This is a genomic window from Mesorhizobium sp. B1-1-6, from assembly GCF_006443035.1.
Lineage (GTDB): Bacteria > Pseudomonadota > Alphaproteobacteria > Rhizobiales > Rhizobiaceae > Mesorhizobium.
Genome location: NZ_VFWR01000002.1, coordinates 107,569 through 123,705 on the forward strand (window position 1 = coordinate 107,569; position 16,137 = coordinate 123,705).

Here is a 16,137-nt window from a genome sequence, read left to right on the forward strand (position 1 = left end):
CAAAGGTTAAAGCGCGGGCAGCAGGAAGAGTTACGATGGCACGCTCAGCCCTTCTCAACGTCATGGTCCAGGCCGCAATGAAGGCCGGCCGCTCGCTGTCGCGCGATTTCGGCGAGGTCCAGAACCTGCAGGTCTCGATGAAGGGACCGGGCGACTATGTCAGCCAGGCCGACCGCAAGGCCGAGGATATTGTCTTTGCCGAACTGTCGAAGGCGCGGCCCGGTTACGGCTTCCTGATGGAAGAGCGCGGCACGATCGCCGGCGATGACAGCCAGCACCGCTGGATCGTCGATCCGCTCGACGGCACCACCAATTTCCTGCACGGCATTCCGCTTTTCGCTGTCTCGATCGCGCTCGAGCGCCAGGGCCAGATCGTGGCCGGCGTGATCTACAATCCGGCCATGGACGAGCTCTATACGACCGAGCGCGGCGGCGGCGCCTTCATGAACGACCGCCGCCTGCGTGTCGCCGGCCGCACCAAGCTCATCGACACCGTCATCGGCTGCGGGGTGCCGCATCTGGGGCGTGGCCAGCATGGCAATTTCCTGATCGAATTACGCAATGTCATGGCCGAGGTTTCCGGCGTCCGGCGCCTGGGTTCGGCCTCGCTCGATCTCGCTTACGTCGCCGCCGGCCGCATGGACGGATTCTGGGAAGTCGGCCTGTCGCCCTGGGACATCGCAGCCGGCCTGTTGCTGATCCGTGAAGCAGGAGGGTTCGCCTCCGACATGGACGGCGGCCAGGACATGCTCGACAACGGTTCGGTCGTCGCCGGCAACGAGATCATCCAGCGCGCCCTCCTGAAGGCCGTGAAAAAGCCGCTCGCTGCCCGCTGAAGCAGGAATAAGCGCGGAGTAATATCAAATCCCCGCCGCGCTGAAGCGCCGCAGTCGCAAAACGGCAAACAAAGCTTGAAATACTGTCCGGCGCTTGCCCAGATAGGGTTGACGCAGGACGATGATGATCAAGACGCCGCCGCAGATCGAGATCCCCTTTGTCGGACGATGGCACTATTCGCGTGCCGAGATGATCGCCGACGGCATCGTCCATGCCGTCGGCATCGTGCTGGCGATCGCGGCCGGTTCGGCGCTGCTGGCGCTGGCCGCCTTTCGGGTCGGACCGGGCGAATACATCGCCGCCGCCTTCTATGTCGTGTCGCTGCTCACCGTGCTCTCGGTGTCGCTGACCTACAATCTATGGCCGGTGACTTCGCCGGTGAAATGGATTTTGCGGCGTTTCGACCACGCTGCGATCTATCTGCTCATCGCCGCCACCTACACGCCCTTTCTCGCGCAGCTCGACGGCTCGGCGCTGGCCGGCTGGATGATCGTCCTGGTCTGGACCGCGGCCATTATCGGCATCGCCATAAAGGTGTTTTTCCCCGGCCGCTTCGACCGGCTGGCGATCGTCTTCTATCTCGCCATCGGCTGGAGCGGCATCGTCCTGGTCGAACCGCTCGTCGCTACCTTGCCGACGACGGCGATCGTGCTCATCGTCGCCGGCGGCGTCGTCTATTCCTGCGGCGTGATCTTCTTCGCCTGGAAGGCGCTGCGCTTCCACAACGCGCTGTGGCATGGTTTCGTGGTCACCGGCGCAGGCCTGCATCTGGCGGCGATGGTCGATTGCCTGGTCATCAACCGTCTCTGAAACTGCTGGCGGCAATATTGCCAAGCACCATTCAATTTGGTCACAATTCCGTTTAGAGTCGCCGACGACGTGATCGGCGGCAGCGGCATCGGAAACGGGGCACGGATGGCTTTTCTCAGATCCTTCGGCATGGGCAGGCGCTCCGACGTGCTGATCTACGACCCACACAAATTGTCGAGCCCGCAGGTCTTTCTCCTGACCATGGTCATCTTCCTGGCCATCGTCGCCTTCATCGCAGCGATCCTGACACGGCAGATCTCGACCGCCTTCGTCACCAATCCGGGGCTCAACGGCCTGATCATCGGCGTGCTTGCCGTCGGCATCCTTTTGGCCTTCGTCCAGGTCGGGCGGCTGTTTCGCGAAGTGCGCTGGGTCAACTCCTTCCGCGCCGGTTCCGAGATCACCGAACCGGTGCTGCTGGCGCCGATGAAGGCGATGATCGGCCGCTCGTCGAGCATGGCGTTTTCGACCAGCTCGATGCGCACCATGCTCGACTCCATCGCCACGCGGCTCGATGAAAGCCGCGACACCTCGCGCTACCTCGTCGGCCTCCTGGTGTTCCTTGGCCTGCTCGGCACCTTCTGGGGCCTGCTGAACACGATCGGCTCCATCCGCGAGACCATCGAGTCGCTCGATCCCGGCACGGGCGATGCCGCCGCTGTGCTGGATTCGCTGAAGCAAGGGCTGTCGGCGCCGCTCGCCGGCATGGGCACGGCCTTCTCGTCCTCGCTGTTCGGCCTTTCCGGCTCGCTCGTTCTCGGTTTCCTCGACCTGCAGGCCGGCCGCGCGCAGACGCGCTTCTACACCGAACTGGAGAACTGGCTGTCCTCGGTCACCGACCTGTCGTCCGACATCGTCGTCTCCGACGCGGTCCGGACCGAGCCTTCCGATGAAATCCGCCTGCTGTCGGAGCGGCTGCGCAGCATGCAGGAGAATGGCGGCGGCTCCAATCCGCGCGTCGCCACCGCCATGGCCAATCTCGCCGACGGCATTTCCGGCCTGGTCAAGAACATGCGCTCCGAGCAGCAGATCATGCGCGACTGGGTCGAAGCACAGTCGGATGAACAAAAGGCGATGCGCAACACGCTGGAAAAGATCGCCGACGCCCTGAAGAAGACCGGGGTGCACTAGCATGGCGCTCGCCAGGAGCCGGCGCGCCGACCGCCGCATCGACTATTGGCCGGGCTTCGTCGACGCGTTGTCGACGCTGCTTCTGGCCATCATGTTCCTGCTCACCGTCTTCGTGCTGGCGCAGTTCCTGCTCGGCCGCGAAATCTCCGGCAAGGACGCCGTGCTGTCGCGTCTCAATTCGCAGATCAACGAACTGACGCAGCTTCTGGCGCTGGAGCGTTCCACGACACAGGACAAGGAGGATTCGCTCGCCAATCTGCAGGCATCGCTGTCGGCGGCCGAAGCGGAGAAGAGCCGGCTCCAGCAGCTGCTGGCGCAAGGTGCGGGCGCCGGTGATGCGGCCAACCAGCGCGCGGCGGCGCTGACGGGCGAGCTCGACAGCCAGCGCCAGATCAGCCAGCAGGCGCTGAGCCAGGTCGAGATCCTCAATCAGCAGATCGCGGCCTTGCGCAAGCAGATCGGCGCGCTCGAGGACGCGCTCAACGTCTCCGAGGCCCGCGACCGGGATTCCAACACCAAGATCGCCGACCTTGGCCGCCGCCTCAACGTGGCGCTGGCGCAGCGCGTGCAGGAACTCAACCGCTACCGCTCCGACTTCTTCGGCCGCCTGCGCGAAATCCTCGCCGACCGCGAGAACATCCGCATAGTCGGCGACCGCTTCGTCTTCCAGTCGGAAGTGTTGTTTCCGACCGGCTCGGAGGTGATCAACGATGCCGGCAAGGTCGAGATGAAGAAACTTGCCGACGCCATCATCGAGTTGCAGAAGGAGATTCCCCCGGAGATCAACTGGGTGCTGCGCGTCGACGGCCATACCGACAACAAGCCGCTGTCCGGCACCGGTCGGTATCGCGACAATTGGGAGCTGTCGACGGCGCGCTCCACTTCCGTGGTGAAGTTCCTGATCGAGAACGGCGTGCCGGCCAACCGACTGGTCGCCGCCGGCTTCGGCGAGTTCCAGCCGCTCGATCCCGCCGACACTGAAGAGGCGCGCAACAAGAACCGCCGGATCGAACTGAAGCTCACCGAACGGTGATCCATCATCACGCGATCTCACGCGAATTTGTTCGCCGGCTCAACTATAGGGCGCAGTTGTGCACCGGCAAGGCCTGAAAAGATTATCTTTTTTTAATTACACTTCGCCGCAAAGCGCTCCTAGCGTGCTGCGCAGGGCCGAGAACCGCCGGCGATGCCTCCCATCGCGACGCGACGGAACTGGACGGCCCGCATCGTCCGGAAGCGGAACGGCAGAGCCGTTCTTTTCCGCAGCAAAAGGAGGCGCCGTCATGCGCTCTTCAGCATCTCTCAAGACTGCAACCCTTGCCGCGATTCTTGTCGCCGCCCCGCTTGCCGGCGCCTACGCCGCGGGTCACCACAAGGGCGCGCTCGACGCGACCGACCCAACCGACATGACCGGCCCGCGTGTCGAGGCTCTCATTGAACAGGTTCAAGGCGTGCATCAGGGCATAATCACCGCCAGACAGGCCAACAACATCACCCCGGCCGCGGCGGAGCGCCTGGAGATGCGCACCGCTCGCATAGGTCAGGCGGCGGAGAAGATAGCCTCGTCGGATCACGGCAGGATACCGGCCGCACAATATCATGACCTGCTGCGCCGTCTCGACAATGTCGACCAGCGGCTGAGGGTCGACATCGGTAGCGGTTTCCTGATGGGCGACGGCGCCGACGGCGGGAACTATCCGAACGGCTGAGGCCATTCTGATCGCGGCCCAAAAGGAAGGGACCACCTGGCGTCTACGGGACCCAATCCCGCAGGCGCCTCTTTTCCTCACCAGCCGAGCCAGACCGCTACCAAGGCAGCCGCTGCCGGCGCGGCCTGCACGAACAGGATCTTGCGACCGACCGTTGCCGCCCCGTAGAGCCCGGCAACGGCCACGCAGAGCAGGAAGAAAACCTTGACCTGGAAACCGGCCGTGCCGAGGTAGAGGGCCCAGATCAGGCCGGCGGCGAGAAAGCCGTTATAGAGACCCTGATTGGCGGCAAGCACCTTCGAGGCGCTGGCGAATTCCGGCGTCAGCCGGAATGCCTTGTGCCCGCGCGGCGTGTCCCAGAGCACCATCTCCAGATAGACGATATAGACATGGATCAAGGCCACCAGCCCGACCAGGATGTTGCCGATCATCGTATTCCCTCGTGATGTGTCGTCGGGCAGCATTTCACGCGTCGGCTCGCCAGCGCAAGGTGCATCTGCCGGATGGCGCGTGAGGGTTGCAAACGCTCCGGCGTTGGTATCTTTTCGCCCCTTCCTCAATCACGGAAGCCGCCATGTCCTTTCAAAAACTCGATGACCTCGGCCACAAGCTCGAAGCCCTGGAGCACGCGCTGGCCATCCTCGGCGCCGATGAAGCGACCCACATGGCCGTCGGTGGCGGCGAGAAGCGCGCCGAGGCCATGGCGGCACTTGCCGGCATGTACCACACCAGGGCGACCGCGCCGGAAATAGCGGACTGGATCGCCGCCGCCGAAGGCGAGGCGCTTGACGATGAACAGCGGGCGGCGCTGGCCGAACTGGGGCGGCAATACACCAACCTGACCTGCCTGCCGGTCGAATTCGTCGAACGCCAGACGACCGCCCGCATGCGCTGCGAGCAGCTGTGGCGCGACCTGCGGGCCAAGAACGACTGGGCGGGCTTCCTGCCGGCGCTTGAAGGCGTGGTGGCGCTGGTGCGCGAAGAGGCGGCCCTGCGCGCCGACATCCTCGGCCTCGCCCCCTACGACGCGCTGATGGAGCAATACGACCCCGGCAACCGCGCCGCGGATATCACGCCTGTCTTCACCCAGCTGAAGACATTTCTCAGGGGTTTCGTGCCGGAAGCATTGGCGGTGCAGGAAGCGCGGCTGCGCAAGCGCCCTCTCAAGCCGCTTTCGGGAACCTATGCGGTCGACAGGCAGCGCGAACTCGGCCTCGCCATGATGGCGGCGGTCGGCTTCGACCTGACGCACGGCTCGCTGTCGGTGTCGCACCATCCGTTCTGTGGCGGTGTGCCGAGCGACGTGCGCATCACCACCCGCTACAAGACGTCCGATTTCCTGTCGGCGCTGATGGGCGTGCTGCACGAGACCGGTCATGCACTCTACGAGCAGAACCTGCCGAAGGCCTGGTCGCACTGGCCGCTCGGCAAGGCGCGCGGCATGGCCGTGCATGAAAGCCAGAGTCTGTTCGTTGAAAAGCAGATCGGGCGCAATCCCGCCTTCTGGCGTTGGGCATTGCCGGTCGTGGAAAAGCATCTCGGCGAAATCTGGTCGCTCGACGACATCCTGCCGCATGTCCACCATGTCGAGCGCGGCCTGATCCGTGTCGATGCCGACGAGGTGACGTATCCGCTGCATGTCATCCTGCGCTATGAACTGGAGCAGGAGCTCGTCTCCGGCAGGCTCGAGGTGGCCGAACTGCCCGAGGCCTGGGACGCCAGGATGCGCGACTATCTCGGCCTCTCAACCATCGACAACCCCGCGGACGGGCCGATGCAGGACGTGCATTGGCCTGCTGCCGCCTTTGGCTACTTTCCCTCCTACACGCTGGGCGCGATAATGGCGGCGCAGCAATGGGCGGCGCTGACGCGGGAGCATCCGTCGGCCGATGACGATCTTGCCATGGGGAATTTCGGTGCCATCAACGATTGGCGCCGCAAGAACATATGGTCGCACGGATCGCGCTGGTCGACGCCCGACCTGCTCGAACGCGCCACCGGTGAAAAGCTCAATGCCGTCTATTTCACCGACCACCTGCGCAAACGGTATGGAGCCGCGTGAGCACGCCCAGGGTCGCCGCTACTCAGCCGCGCCCCTGAAGGCGCTGGCGCCGGTCTCGAACTGCAGCTTGGCCAGCCGGGCATAGATGCCGCCCTTGGTCACCAGGCTCTGATGCGTGCCTTCCTCGACGATGCGGCCGCCATCCATCACCAGGATGCGGTCGGCCTTCAGCACCGTCGCCAGGCGGTGCGCGATGACGATCGTGGTGCGGCCCCGCATCAGCCGCTCCAGCGCCATTTGCACCAGCGTCTCGCTTTCGGCGTCGAGTGCCGAGGTCGCCTCGTCGAGCAACAGAATCGGCGCGTCGCGCAGGATGGCGCGGGCGATCGCCACCCGCTGGCGTTGCCCGCCCGACAGCGTCACGCCGCGCTCGCCGACCTGGCTGTCATAGCCCTTCTCGAGCTTGAGGATGAATTCGTCGGCCAGCGCGTCCTTTGCCGCCGCTTCGATCTCTGACTCGCTGGCGCCCGGCCGGCCGAAGCCGATATTGTCGCGCGCGCTGGCCGCGAAGATGGTGACGTCCTGCGGCACGATGGCGATGCGCTGCCGTATCGAAAGGGGGTCGGCTTCGCGGATGTCGACGCCGTCGATCAGGATCCTGCCGGTCTCCGGATCGTAGAAGCGCAGGATCAGCGAGAACACCGTGCTCTTGCCCGCTCCCGAGGGACCGACGATCGCCACCGTCTCGCCAGGCTTGACCGAGAAGCTCAGGCCGTGGACGGCGGCGCGGTCGGGCCGGGCCGGGTAGGAAAAGGACACGGCCTCGAAGCTGATCGCTCCCTTGCTCGCCACCGGCAGCGGCCTGGGATTGGCAGGCGCCACGATCGCCGGCTCCTCGGCGAGGATTTCGGTCAGCCGTTCGGCGGCACCTGCTGCCTGGGCCAATTCGCCCCAGACCTCCGATAGCGCGCCGAGCGCACCGGCGGCGAATACCGAATAGAGCAGGAACTGGCCTAGCGTGCCCGGCGACAGATTGCCGTCGAGCACGTCGCGCGAGCCGAACCACAGCACCGCCACGACCGAGGAGAAAATCGTGAAGATGGCGAAGAAGGTGAGGAACGAGCGCGCGAAGATCGAGGCGCGCGCGGCCTCGAAGGCGGCCTCGACGGCACCCGAAAAACGCCCGGTGACCAGCGTCTCATTGGTGAAGGCCTGCAATGTGCGCACCGCGCCGATCTGCTCGCTGGCATAGGCGGTGGCATCGGCCAGCGTGTCCTGCGCCTGCCTTGACTTGCGCCGCACCGAGCGGCCGAAGGCGACCAGCGGCAGCACGATGATTGGAATGGCTGCGATGACCAGCCCGGACAGTTTCGGGCTGGTGAAAACCATCATCGCGACCGCGCCGAGGCCAAGGATGACATTGCGCAGCGCCACCGAAGCGGTCGCCCCGACCGCCGATTTGACCTGCGTGGTATCGGCGGCGAGCCGCGACACGATCTCGCCCGACTGGGCAGTGTCGAAGAAGGCCGGCGACAGTTTCGTCACATGGGCAAAGACATCGCGCCTGATATCGGCGACGACGCGCTCGCCGAGCGTGATGACGAAATAGTAGCGGCCCGCCGATGCCGCCGCCAGCAGCGCGGCCATCGCCACCAGCGCGGCGAAATATTCGGCGATGAAGGAGGAACCGGACGGCGTGAAACCATGATCGATCATGCGCCGTACCGCCAGCGGCAGCGCCAGCGTCGTCACCGCCGCGACGATCAGCGAGATGACGGCGCCCGCCACCAATGTGCGGTAGCGGCCGATGTAGGGAAACAGGCGCCTGAGCGGCTTGAGCGAGCGCCGGCGCTCGTCTGCGCTGCTGGTTTGCGCCATCCTGGTCTTTCCTCTTGGCCGCCTTCAGCTATGCGCCTCAATATGCGCTTGCCGCGGCCTTGTGATTCAATTCCGGCTGATGTATAGGCTCGCCGACCGTTTTAGAAGCCGTGGCTCCTCAATAGCTGCGGCTTCGAGTTTTAAAAAGGGGCGCATCGACGCAGGCTTTCAGCCCGTCAGCCGCGCCCGGCAAACCAGGAACCGAGCCATGAAGACCGATATCCATCCCGACTACCACACCATCAAGGTCGTCATGACCGACGGCACCGAGTACATGACCCGTTCGACCTGGGGCAAGGAAGGCGATACGATGAACCTCGACATCGACCCGACCACGCACCCGGCCTGGACCGGCGGCCAGCAGACCCTGCTCGACCGCGGCGGCCGCCTGTCGAAGTTCAAGAAGCGCTTCGAAGGTTTCGGCCTCTAGGCCTCATCAGCTTTTCGCAGACCAGAGAACCCGCCCCCGTGGCGGGTTTTTTGTTGGCCAATGCACGTCCCTTCACGCTGGCGCTTGCCCCCACCTCCGCCTTGTCGGTCCCGTGTGGGAGGTCGGACCGAAGGTCGGGGTGGGGGTCGGCGCTGCCCCACCCCGCTGCTTCGCAGCGACCCTCCCCACGAGGGGGCGGGTGAGAGCATCCTATTCCGCAAGCAATTCCCTGAGCGCCATGCGCTTGTAGGCGGCGACCAGCCTGTCGCCCTCCTTCCGCTCGACCGAGATCGCCAGCCGCATGGCGGCCTCGCCCATCTGCCAAACGAGAAACGCCGTCGTCTCCAGCGCGACGGCATCGGCATCGGGCCGCAGGCGTTTGAGCGTCGCAGTGAGAAATTCGGCGTTCGCACGGCTGTCGGCGAGCTCCAGTTCGCGCAGCGCTTTGTCGGCCTGCGTGCCCGACCAGATATCGCGCATCACCGGCTCCGCCAGGAACAGGTGGTAATAAATGTCCACCAATTCCGAGAACGCCCGCCGAAGGCCCTCGGCGTCGCCGACGTCCTTGAGCGTGGCTGAAATGCAGGCCTGGCTTTCGGCGGTGTAGCGCTCGGCCAGCGCCCAGACGATCGCCCGCTTGTCGGGGAAGAACTGGTAGAGCGAGCCGATCGACACCCCAGCCCGCTCCGCCACCTCGCCCATGCGCATGGCATCGCTGCCTTGCTCCGCAATCAGCGCCGAGGCGGCGGCGAGCATGCGCTCGACCCGTTCACGGCTGCGCTGCTGGCTCGGCGCGCGGCGTGGCGTGGCGACCTGTTCCGGTGGGGACGTGGCGGTTTTTTCCATGGCTCTTCAACAGACGCCGGGCGGCAATGCCACCCAGAAATGACTTGACTCGCAAAATACGAGGGTTTATCACGTTTTGCAAATATGAGGATTTCTCATGTTTTGAAAGAAGCAGACGGGATAATTGATTTGAAGGCGTCGAACAGGTGGCCGGCCATCCCGCAAAACTTTTCTGCCCATTGCGGCTGAAACCGCCGCAACCGGCATCTGGAGCAACTGACATGATCGCGAAGCTACTTCCCACCCTCATCTTCATCGCCGCTATCGGCTCGGGCGTTGTCGGCGGCGTGTTCTTCGCCTTTTCCAACTTCGTCATGCCGGCAATGGCTCGCCTGCCTGCCGCGGGCGGCATCGCCGCCATGAACTCGATCAACATCACCGTCATCACGCCGATGTTCATGACCGCCTTGTTCGGCACCGGCCTGATCTGCCTTGTCTTGATAGCCGGCGCCATCATCGGCTGGCAGCAGCCAGGCTCCTTCTGGCTGCTGGCCGGCGCAGTCATCTATCTCGTCGGCAACCCGATCGTGACGATGGTTTTCAACGTGCCGCTCAACGACGCGCTGGCCGCCATCGATCCGGCCAGCAGCAACGGCGCTGCTGTATGGACCACCTATCTCAGGGACTGGGTGATGTGGAACCACGTGCGCGCGATCACCGCCATCGCCGCGCTGGCATCCTTCTGGTTCGCGGCGCGTTGACGTGTCTCGGTCCGCCGCGTTCGGCATCGCGGCGACCGAGGCGTGTTTATCGGGAGAAGCGCCGTGAACGACCCGTATTCCACCATGGCCTTGGGCATTGCCGCGGGGATCGGCCTCGGCGCTGTCTGTGGCGCAGCGATGGATGACCCTGCCGTCGGCATCGGCATGGGCATAGCAATCGGCGCGGGGATCGGCGCGATTTTCGGGCAGAGGCGAGGAAAATGACGTCCGGCTTCTGCGGAAGTCTCAGCTCTTCGCCTTGCGGTCGGAATGACCGAGATCGCGGTCCGGGTCGATGACGTCGCGCACCAGTTGCTTGAGTTTTGCCGCATCCGGAAAGCCGCCGTCGCGCTTGCGGTCCCAGACCAGCACCTCGTTGCACGATATGGTGAAGACGCCGCCAGTGCCGGGCACCAGCGTCACCTCGCCCAGATCGGTGCCGAATGTTGATAGCAGTTCCTGCGCCATCCAGCCGGCACGCAGCAACCACTGGCACTGCGTGCAATAGGTGATGCGGATCGTGGGCAGCGGTTTTTCGATCATGTCAGGCTTTGCTCACGCAGCGCTGAGCTTGGCCATGGTCTCCTCGTCGACCTCGAAATTGGCGTAGACGCTTTGAACGTCATCGTCGTCCTCGAGCGTGGCGACCAGCTTCATCAGCGACTGGGCGCGTTCCTCGTCGACCGGAATATTGTTCTGCGGTTTCCAGATCGGCTTCACCGATTCCGCCTCGCCGAGAGAGGCTTCCAGTGCCTTCGACACCTCGCCGAGGTTTTCGAAGGCGCAATAGATGGTGTGGCCTTCCTCGTCCGACTCCACGTCATCAGCGCCGGCTTCGATCGCCGCGTCCATGACCTTGTCGGCGCTGCCGGCCGATGCCGGATAATAGATCTCGCCGACCCGATCCCACATGAACGACACCGAGCCGGTTTCGCCCATCGCCCCACCGGCCTTGGTGAAGGCGGCGCGCACATTCGAAGCCGAGCGGTTGCGATTGTCGGTCAGCGCCTCGACGATCACGGCGACGCCGCCGGGACCATAACCCTCGTAACGCACGGCTTCGTAATTTTCGGCGTCGCCCATCGACGCCTTGTTGATGGCGCGCTGGATGTTGTCCTTCGGCATCGACACCGCCTTGGCGTTCTGCACGGCAAGGCGCAGGCGCGGATTCATCGACGGATCGGGCGTCCCGCTCTTGGCCGCGACGGTGATTTCGCGCGCCAGCTTGGAAAACATTTTCGACCGCACCGCGTCCTGACGGCCCTTGCGGTGCATGATGTTCTTGAACTGTGAATGGCCAGCCATGGCACCCCTGTCGTGTTCGGCTAGAGCATCGCGCGGCGAGATGCATGCCACGCCTTCCGCAATGCTCGAATTCAAAATGTCAGAACGTCCCTGCTGCGTCCGAATGGACGTATGGCGCTCTTTGTCGGAATGGCCGGCTTATAGATAAATCGGCTCAATTCGTCCAGCCGCGCCGCGCTTTGCCACGCATGGCAAAGCCGTGACGGCTGTTCACCGCTCCAGATCGGATTTCAGCCGGTCTATGATGCTGAGCGCATGGCCCGCGTACTGGCTGATCCAGCGGTCGTGAATCTGCTTGATCGGCAGCGCGTTGAGATGGTTCCAGCGCTCGCGCCCCTCGCGCCGCGCCACGATGAGATCGGCCTCTTCCAGCACTTTGAGATGCAGCATGACGGTGCAGCGGTCGACATCGGAAAACGCCTCGCACAGCATGCCGGTCGTCTTTGGCGCATCCTTCAGCAGATCCAGCATCTCGCGCCGGCGCGGATGCGCCAGCGCCTTGAAAACATTGTCGTCTTGCGATCGGCTTGACATGTTATTTTTTTATAACATAAGCTCCTATCGATCAAGGAAGGAGCTGTGGATATGTCTCTTGGATTCAGAGTTTCAGGACGCATCGGCAAACCGGTCGCCGACGTCTTCGACGCGGTCGTCAATCCGAAGAAACTCAGCTCCTATTTCACCACCATAGGCGGCGCCAGCGCGCCCTTGGTGCCGGGCACCAATGTCGTGTGGTGGGGCAAGGTGCCGGTCGAAGTCGACGAAATCGTCAGGGACAGCCGCATCGTGCTGCGCTGGGATGCCACCGACGAAGAGGGAAAGCCGGCCTACAAGACCCGCATCGAGATGAATTTCGAGCCGCTCGACGACGGCGGCACCTTCGTCACCATCGCCGAGGCCGGCTGGCACGAGGACGCGGTCGGCCTGAAGAAGTCCTATCTCAATTGCGAGGGCTGGTCGCAGATGCTGGCCTGCATGAAGGCCTATGTCGAACGCGGCATCAATTTGCGCGAAGGCTACTACCGCAGCGAGATGAAGGGCGAGCCTGCCAACGAGACCAACATTTGAGCGAAGGGAGGCCTGCCGTGAAAGTAACCCCGTTCCTGATGTTCGAAGGCAAGGCGGAGCAAGCCATGGCCTTCTATTGTGAGACCATTCCGGATAGCCGCGTCCTCGACCTCACGCGCTACGGTGCAGGCGAGGACGGACCCGAAGGGGCAGTCAAGCTGGCTCGCGCATCCATCGGCGGCACGGAGGTCATGATCTTCAACAGCCCGGTACAGCACGCCTTCACCTTCACGCCGTCGGTCTCGCTCTTCGTCGACTGTTCCACCGAAGAAGAGCTGGAGCGCATCGTCGAGACCTTGTCCAAAGACGGCACGTTTCTGATGCCGACCGGCAATTACGGTTTCAGCCGCCGTTTCGCCTGGCTGAACGACAGGTTCGGCGTTTCCTGGCAGATCAATCTGCCATAGCAGGACCGGGCCAAGCCGAGATCTGGCTGGGACTGTTCACCGGGGATTTTCCGGGCGCCGCCGATCATCTCGCCAAGGTCGGCGTCGAGCGATGCGACGCCATCGAGCCGCTGGGAGAAGGCTTCCGCGGTTTCTGGATCACCAGCCCCGCCAACATCGTTCACATGGTGCGGGAGCCCGACGCCTGGTGAAGGCGTATTCGGCAGGGGAGAACGGTATGGAAATCCGCGAGACACCGACGGCCGAAGCCGCCATGATGATCCGGCGGCCGGTCTCCGACGTTTTCGAGGCCATCGTCAACCCGGAGATCACCACGAAATTCTGGTTCACCCATTCCAGCGGCAGGTTGGACGGCGGCAAGCCGGTTCAATGGGAGTGGCGCATGTATGGCGTCTCGACGACGGTGGTCGCCAGCGAGATCGTCGTCAACGAAAGGATCGTCATGCAATGGAGCGATCCGCCGACCACGGTGATCTGGACCTTCACCGAAATGCCAGGTGACGCGACCTTCCTGGAGGTCCGCAATTTCGGCTTTGCCGGCAATGGCGACGAACAGGTGAAACAGGCGGTCGATTCAACCGGCGGCTTCACGCTCGTTCTGGCCGGCGCCAAGGCCTGGCTCGAACAAGGCCTGACACTAGGCCTGATCGGCGACCGTCACCCGAAGGGCGCGCCGGGGAGTTGAACCGGCTCAGGTTCTACGCTTTTCCTGCTCGATCACGTGATGGCGGAGCACACGATTGATTTCGGTCTGGCAACCACCCCCGACGTGTTCCTTGAACCACGATAGCACGTCGGCATCGAGTCTGATTGTCACTGGCTGCTTGAGTGGTCTGTAAAGATGTCCACGACGAGCGTGAATCCAATTCTCCGCCGGAACTTCTGGAATATCGGAAGTATCAATCTCGCTGTCAGGCAAACCAGCCAGCTTGGCGAGCTGATTGCGCTGCTCCTGACCAAGGTCCTTCTTGCTCATAGCGCCTCCTTTCATGCGCTGTCGCTTTCCGGGCACCAACAATCCTAACTCGTTCCTCATCTTCGCGATCAGGATATGTGTGGACAACCAGCATGACCACTACGGCATCGATCGTCCCGATAGCGTGCCAACGCTGCTCACCATCTTCAAACCGGTCGGGCACGATGAGATAAAGCGGATCATCGAACACCTTCTGCGCGAGATCGAATCCGATGCCGAGCTTGGCAAGTTTGCGCCTGGCTCTTTCAGCATCCCATTCGAATCGCAAAGCAGCACCATCGATTACGATATTGTACGTACAATTTCGTAAGAGTCAGCCTGAACTCGGCATTGGCCATGTCGTCAGGCTCAATGCCCGCCGCCGGACTTCGCCTTCTTGCGGTTCCGCGCCAGCATGTTGAGGCCTTCGACGAGCGCCGAAAAACCCATCGCCGCGTAGATATAACCCTTGGGCACATGGTAGCCCATGCCGTCGGCGATCAGCGTCATGCCGATCATCAACAGGAAGCCCAGCGCCAGCATGACGATGCTCGGGTTCCTGGCTATGAAGTTCGCCAACGGCGTAGCCGCCAGCATCATCACCGTAACCGCCACGATGACGGCGATGTACATGATGGCGATCTCGTCGGTCATGCCGACGGCGGTAATGATGGAATCGATGGAGAAGACAAGGTCGAGAAGCAGTATCTGGAAGATGGCGCCGGCAAGGCTCATCCGCACGGTCTCGCCCAGCATCGTGTCCTGGTGGTCGTCGGGGTCGACCGTGTGATGGATCTCCTTGGTCGCCTTCCACACCAGGAACAGGCCACCGGCGATCAGGATCAGGTCGCGCCAGGAAAAGCCGTGGCCAAGGGCGGTGAAGACCGGCGCCGTCAGTTGGACGATGATCGAGATGGTGGCGAGCAGCACCAGCCGCATGACGAGCGCCGCCGAGATGCCGAGCCGGCGGGCGCGGGCTCGCTGTGCTTCCGGCAGCTTGTTGGTCAGGATCGAGATAAAGATCAGGTTGTCGATGCCGAGCACGATCTCGAGCACCACCAGGGTCAACAGCGCGACCCAGGCGGTGGGATCGGACACGAAGGCGAAGTGCGGCGCCAGGAACTCGATAAGCTGCATGGAGGTCGTCCCCTCTACGATCTAGAGCAGTGTCGCCGGCAGTTAGGTATTGAGAGCCCCTATATCAATGTCACGTCCAGAAGGACGGCGCCGTTTCCTCGAGCCGCGGCCCGCGGCGAAACGGCGCGATCTTCTCGGTCAGCCCCGTGCGGTCGGAAATATCAACGCCGACGCCGCACAAGGTCGCGGGTCCGGTCGCCGCCTCGAAACGCCCCTTCGGCACTTTCGACAGGAACCGGTTGAGCGGCTCCTCCTTGTCCATGCCGAGCGACGAATCATAATCGCCGCACATGCCCGCGTCGGAAATGTAGCCGGTGCCGCCATTGAGGATATGGTGATCGGCGGTCGGCTGGTGGGTGTGAGTGCCGACCACGAGGCTGGCGCGACCGTCGACGAAATGCGCGAAGCACATTTTTTCGGAGGTCGCCTCGGCGTGGAAGTCGATGACCACGGCATCCGCCTGCTCGCCGAGCGGACAGGCGGCAAGCTCGCGCTCGCCAGCCTGGAAGGGATCGTCGAGCTCGGGATGCATGAACACCCGGCCCATGATGTTGGCGACCAGCACGCGCGCGCCGCTCCTGGCGATGTAGACGCCCGAGCCGCGCCCGGGCGTGCCCTTGGGAAAATTGGACGGGCGCAGGAAGCGCTCTTCGCGCGGCGCGAAGGCGAGCGCATCGCGCTGGTCCCAGACATGGTTGCCGGTGGTGACGACATCGGCGCCGGCCGCGATGGTCTCGCGAAAAATCTCCTCGGTGATGCCGAAGCCGCCGGCCGCGTTTTCGCCGTTGACGATGACGAAATCGAGCTTGAAATCCGAGATCAGGCCCGGCAATTGCTCCCACACCGCCGTGCGGCCTGTCTTGCCCACCATGTCGCCGAGGAAGAGAAGTCTCATCTACGCCTGATCCGGAAAAGTGGCAT

Annotated in this window: 22 protein-coding genes and 1 pseudogene; 13 read left to right on the forward strand and 10 right to left on the reverse strand. The window is 63.5% G+C overall.

Features of this window, described 5'->3' with window-relative positions:
- Positions 1–35 precede the first annotated feature (35 nt).
- From FJ979_RS04105 to FJ979_RS04125, 5 genes are all read left to right on the forward strand, one after another.
- Positions 36–836: an inositol monophosphatase family protein gene (locus tag FJ979_RS04105; RefSeq protein ID WP_140493170.1), complete on the forward strand. Its 801-nt coding sequence runs from the start codon at positions 36–38 to the stop codon at positions 834–836.
- Between the two features lie 124 nt (positions 837–960).
- Entirely contained in the window at positions 961–1,647 is a 687-nt protein-coding gene (locus FJ979_RS04110) for a hemolysin III family protein (protein WP_140566828.1), read from the forward strand.
- Positions 1,648–1,752: 105 nt separating this feature from the next.
- Complete coding sequence (locus tag FJ979_RS04115) at positions 1,753–2,778, forward strand: MotA/TolQ/ExbB proton channel family protein (RefSeq protein ID WP_140493167.1); 1,026 nt, start codon at positions 1,753–1,755, stop codon at positions 2,776–2,778.
- 1 nt (position 2,779) lies between these two features.
- Positions 2,780–3,811 carry a peptidoglycan -binding protein gene (locus tag FJ979_RS04120; protein WP_140493164.1) on the forward strand — a complete coding sequence of 344 codons (1,032 nt, stop codon included), beginning with the start codon at positions 2,780–2,782 and terminating at the stop codon, positions 3,809–3,811.
- A 250-nt stretch (positions 3,812–4,061) separates the two neighbouring features.
- A complete protein-coding gene (locus FJ979_RS04125) occupies positions 4,062–4,487 on the forward strand; it encodes a hypothetical protein (RefSeq protein WP_140493161.1) in 426 nt (141 codons plus the stop codon).
- Positions 4,488–4,564: 77 nt separating this feature from the next.
- Here the strand turns inward: FJ979_RS04125 and FJ979_RS04130 are convergent, their stop codons facing one another.
- Positions 4,565–4,918 carry a DUF1304 domain-containing protein gene (locus FJ979_RS04130; protein WP_140493158.1) on the reverse strand — a complete coding sequence of 118 codons (354 nt, stop codon included), beginning with the start codon at positions 4,916–4,918 and terminating at the stop codon, positions 4,565–4,567.
- A gap of 143 nt (positions 4,919–5,061) precedes the next feature.
- Between FJ979_RS04130 and FJ979_RS04135 the strand changes: the two genes are divergently transcribed.
- A complete protein-coding gene (locus FJ979_RS04135) occupies positions 5,062–6,549 on the forward strand; it encodes a carboxypeptidase M32 (protein WP_140580096.1) in 1,488 nt (495 codons plus the stop codon).
- A gap of 18 nt (positions 6,550–6,567) precedes the next feature.
- On the opposite strand, the gene FJ979_RS04140 is transcribed toward FJ979_RS04135, so the two are convergent.
- Positions 6,568–8,367, reverse strand: a complete 1,800-nt coding sequence (locus tag FJ979_RS04140; RefSeq protein ID WP_140493152.1) for an ABC transporter transmembrane domain-containing protein — start codon at positions 8,365–8,367, stop codon at positions 6,568–6,570.
- A 208-nt stretch (positions 8,368–8,575) separates the two neighbouring features.
- Between FJ979_RS04140 and rpmE the strand changes: the two genes are divergently transcribed.
- Entirely contained in the window at positions 8,576–8,797 is a 222-nt protein-coding gene (gene rpmE / locus FJ979_RS04145) for a 50S ribosomal protein L31 (RefSeq protein WP_006327661.1), read from the forward strand.
- Between the two features lie 210 nt (positions 8,798–9,007).
- Here rpmE and FJ979_RS04150 read toward each other — a convergent pair whose 3' ends face one another.
- Positions 9,008–9,643, reverse strand: coding sequence for a TetR/AcrR family transcriptional regulator (locus FJ979_RS04150; protein ID WP_140517544.1), 636 nt, complete (start codon positions 9,641–9,643; stop codon positions 9,008–9,010).
- A 221-nt stretch (positions 9,644–9,864) separates the two neighbouring features.
- Here FJ979_RS04150 and FJ979_RS04155 point away from each other — a divergent pair, with 221 nt between their 5' ends.
- Both FJ979_RS04155 and FJ979_RS32440 read left to right on the forward strand, forming a co-directional pair.
- On the forward strand, positions 9,865–10,344 hold the full coding sequence (locus FJ979_RS04155; RefSeq protein WP_140580097.1) for a DUF1772 domain-containing protein: 480 nt from the start codon (positions 9,865–9,867) through the stop codon (positions 10,342–10,344).
- Positions 10,345–10,407: 63 nt separating this feature from the next.
- Positions 10,408–10,569, forward strand: a complete 162-nt coding sequence (locus FJ979_RS32440; RefSeq protein ID WP_181165385.1) for a hypothetical protein — start codon at positions 10,408–10,410, stop codon at positions 10,567–10,569.
- 21 nt (positions 10,570–10,590) lie between these two features.
- Here the strand turns inward: FJ979_RS32440 and FJ979_RS04160 are convergent, their stop codons facing one another.
- From FJ979_RS04160 to FJ979_RS04170, 3 genes are all read right to left on the reverse strand, one after another.
- Complete coding sequence (locus tag FJ979_RS04160; protein ID WP_140493146.1) at positions 10,591–10,887, reverse strand: SelT/SelW/SelH family protein; 297 nt, start codon at positions 10,885–10,887, stop codon at positions 10,591–10,593.
- A gap of 12 nt (positions 10,888–10,899) precedes the next feature.
- Complete coding sequence (locus FJ979_RS04165) at positions 10,900–11,649, reverse strand: YebC/PmpR family DNA-binding transcriptional regulator (protein ID WP_140525039.1); 750 nt, start codon at positions 11,647–11,649, stop codon at positions 10,900–10,902.
- Between the two features lie 210 nt (positions 11,650–11,859).
- Positions 11,860–12,183 (reverse strand): helix-turn-helix domain-containing protein, encoded by a 324-nt coding sequence (locus FJ979_RS04170; RefSeq protein ID WP_140580098.1) that lies wholly within the window; start codon positions 12,181–12,183, stop codon positions 11,860–11,862.
- A gap of 51 nt (positions 12,184–12,234) precedes the next feature.
- Between FJ979_RS04170 and FJ979_RS04175 the strand changes: the two genes are divergently transcribed.
- From FJ979_RS04175 to FJ979_RS04190, 4 genes and pseudogenes are all read left to right on the forward strand, one after another.
- Complete coding sequence (locus FJ979_RS04175; RefSeq protein WP_140580099.1) at positions 12,235–12,717, forward strand: SRPBCC domain-containing protein; 483 nt, start codon at positions 12,235–12,237, stop codon at positions 12,715–12,717.
- 17 nt (positions 12,718–12,734) lie between these two features.
- On the forward strand, positions 12,735–13,124 hold the full coding sequence (locus tag FJ979_RS04180; protein WP_224684745.1) for a VOC family protein: 390 nt from the start codon (positions 12,735–12,737) through the stop codon (positions 13,122–13,124).
- Positions 13,125–13,135: 11 nt separating this feature from the next.
- Positions 13,136–13,315 (forward strand): annotated as a pseudogene (locus FJ979_RS32880) (hypothetical protein); the annotation flags it as partial.
- A gap of 26 nt (positions 13,316–13,341) precedes the next feature.
- Complete coding sequence (locus FJ979_RS04190; protein WP_140580100.1) at positions 13,342–13,809, forward strand: SRPBCC family protein; 468 nt, start codon at positions 13,342–13,344, stop codon at positions 13,807–13,809.
- Between the two features lie 6 nt (positions 13,810–13,815).
- Here the strand turns inward: FJ979_RS04190 and FJ979_RS04195 are convergent, their stop codons facing one another.
- The 4 genes from FJ979_RS04195 to FJ979_RS04210 form a co-directional block, all read right to left on the reverse strand.
- The gene (locus tag FJ979_RS04195) at positions 13,816–14,100 is read right to left on the reverse strand and encodes a BrnA antitoxin family protein (protein ID WP_140580101.1); all 285 of its coding nucleotides are present in this window, start codon (positions 14,098–14,100) and stop codon (positions 13,816–13,818) included.
- Positions 14,036–14,368 (reverse strand): BrnT family toxin, encoded by a 333-nt coding sequence (locus FJ979_RS04200; RefSeq protein WP_140580102.1) that lies wholly within the window; start codon positions 14,366–14,368, stop codon positions 14,036–14,038. Before FJ979_RS04200 ends, FJ979_RS04195 begins: the two co-directional genes overlap by 65 nt.
- A gap of 80 nt (positions 14,369–14,448) precedes the next feature.
- Complete coding sequence (locus FJ979_RS04205) at positions 14,449–15,216, reverse strand: TerC family protein (protein WP_140580103.1); 768 nt, start codon at positions 15,214–15,216, stop codon at positions 14,449–14,451.
- A gap of 70 nt (positions 15,217–15,286) precedes the next feature.
- Entirely contained in the window at positions 15,287–16,111 is an 825-nt protein-coding gene (locus FJ979_RS04210) for a YmdB family metallophosphoesterase (RefSeq protein ID WP_140493122.1), read from the reverse strand.
- Between the last annotated feature and the right edge of the window lie 26 nt (positions 16,112–16,137).

What these genes read in the sequence shown, in the direction of transcription:
- FJ979_RS04105 (WP_140493170.1), top strand. Translation starts at nt 36, where the DNA reads ATGGCACGCTCAGCCCTTCTCAACGTCATGGTCCAGGCCGCAATGAAG.
- FJ979_RS04110 (WP_140566828.1), top strand. Translation starts at nt 961, where the DNA reads ATGATCAAGACGCCGCCGCAGATCGAGATCCCCTTTGTCGGACGATGG.
- FJ979_RS04115 (WP_140493167.1), top strand. Translation starts at nt 1,753, where the DNA reads ATGGCTTTTCTCAGATCCTTCGGCATGGGCAGGCGCTCCGACGTGCTG.
- FJ979_RS04120 (WP_140493164.1), top strand. Translation starts at nt 2,780, where the DNA reads ATGGCGCTCGCCAGGAGCCGGCGCGCCGACCGCCGCATCGACTATTGG.
- FJ979_RS04125 (WP_140493161.1), top strand. Translation starts at nt 4,062, where the DNA reads ATGCGCTCTTCAGCATCTCTCAAGACTGCAACCCTTGCCGCGATTCTT.
- FJ979_RS04130 (WP_140493158.1), bottom strand. Translation starts at nt 4,918, where the DNA reads ATGATCGGCAACATCCTGGTCGGGCTGGTGGCCTTGATCCATGTCTAT.
- FJ979_RS04135 (WP_140580096.1), top strand. Translation starts at nt 5,062, where the DNA reads ATGTCCTTTCAAAAACTCGATGACCTCGGCCACAAGCTCGAAGCCCTG.
- FJ979_RS04140 (WP_140493152.1), bottom strand. Translation starts at nt 8,367, where the DNA reads ATGGCGCAAACCAGCAGCGCAGACGAGCGCCGGCGCTCGCTCAAGCCG.
- rpmE (WP_006327661.1), top strand. Translation starts at nt 8,576, where the DNA reads ATGAAGACCGATATCCATCCCGACTACCACACCATCAAGGTCGTCATG.
- FJ979_RS04150 (WP_140517544.1), bottom strand. Translation starts at nt 9,643, where the DNA reads ATGGAAAAAACCGCCACGTCCCCACCGGAACAGGTCGCCACGCCACGC.
- FJ979_RS04155 (WP_140580097.1), top strand. Translation starts at nt 9,865, where the DNA reads ATGATCGCGAAGCTACTTCCCACCCTCATCTTCATCGCCGCTATCGGC.
- FJ979_RS04160 (WP_140493146.1), bottom strand. Translation starts at nt 10,887, where the DNA reads ATGATCGAAAAACCGCTGCCCACGATCCGCATCACCTATTGCACGCAG.
- FJ979_RS04165 (WP_140525039.1), bottom strand. Translation starts at nt 11,649, where the DNA reads ATGGCTGGCCATTCACAGTTCAAGAACATCATGCACCGCAAGGGCCGT.
- FJ979_RS04170 (WP_140580098.1), bottom strand. Translation starts at nt 12,183, where the DNA reads ATGTCAAGCCGATCGCAAGACGACAATGTTTTCAAGGCGCTGGCGCAT.
- FJ979_RS04175 (WP_140580099.1), top strand. Translation starts at nt 12,235, where the DNA reads ATGTCTCTTGGATTCAGAGTTTCAGGACGCATCGGCAAACCGGTCGCC.
- FJ979_RS04190 (WP_140580100.1), top strand. Translation starts at nt 13,342, where the DNA reads ATGGAAATCCGCGAGACACCGACGGCCGAAGCCGCCATGATGATCCGG.
- FJ979_RS04195 (WP_140580101.1), bottom strand. Translation starts at nt 14,100, where the DNA reads ATGAGCAAGAAGGACCTTGGTCAGGAGCAGCGCAATCAGCTCGCCAAG.
- FJ979_RS04205 (WP_140580103.1), bottom strand. Translation starts at nt 15,216, where the DNA reads ATGCAGCTTATCGAGTTCCTGGCGCCGCACTTCGCCTTCGTGTCCGAT.
- FJ979_RS04210 (WP_140493122.1), bottom strand. Translation starts at nt 16,111, where the DNA reads ATGAGACTTCTCTTCCTCGGCGACATGGTGGGCAAGACAGGCCGCACG.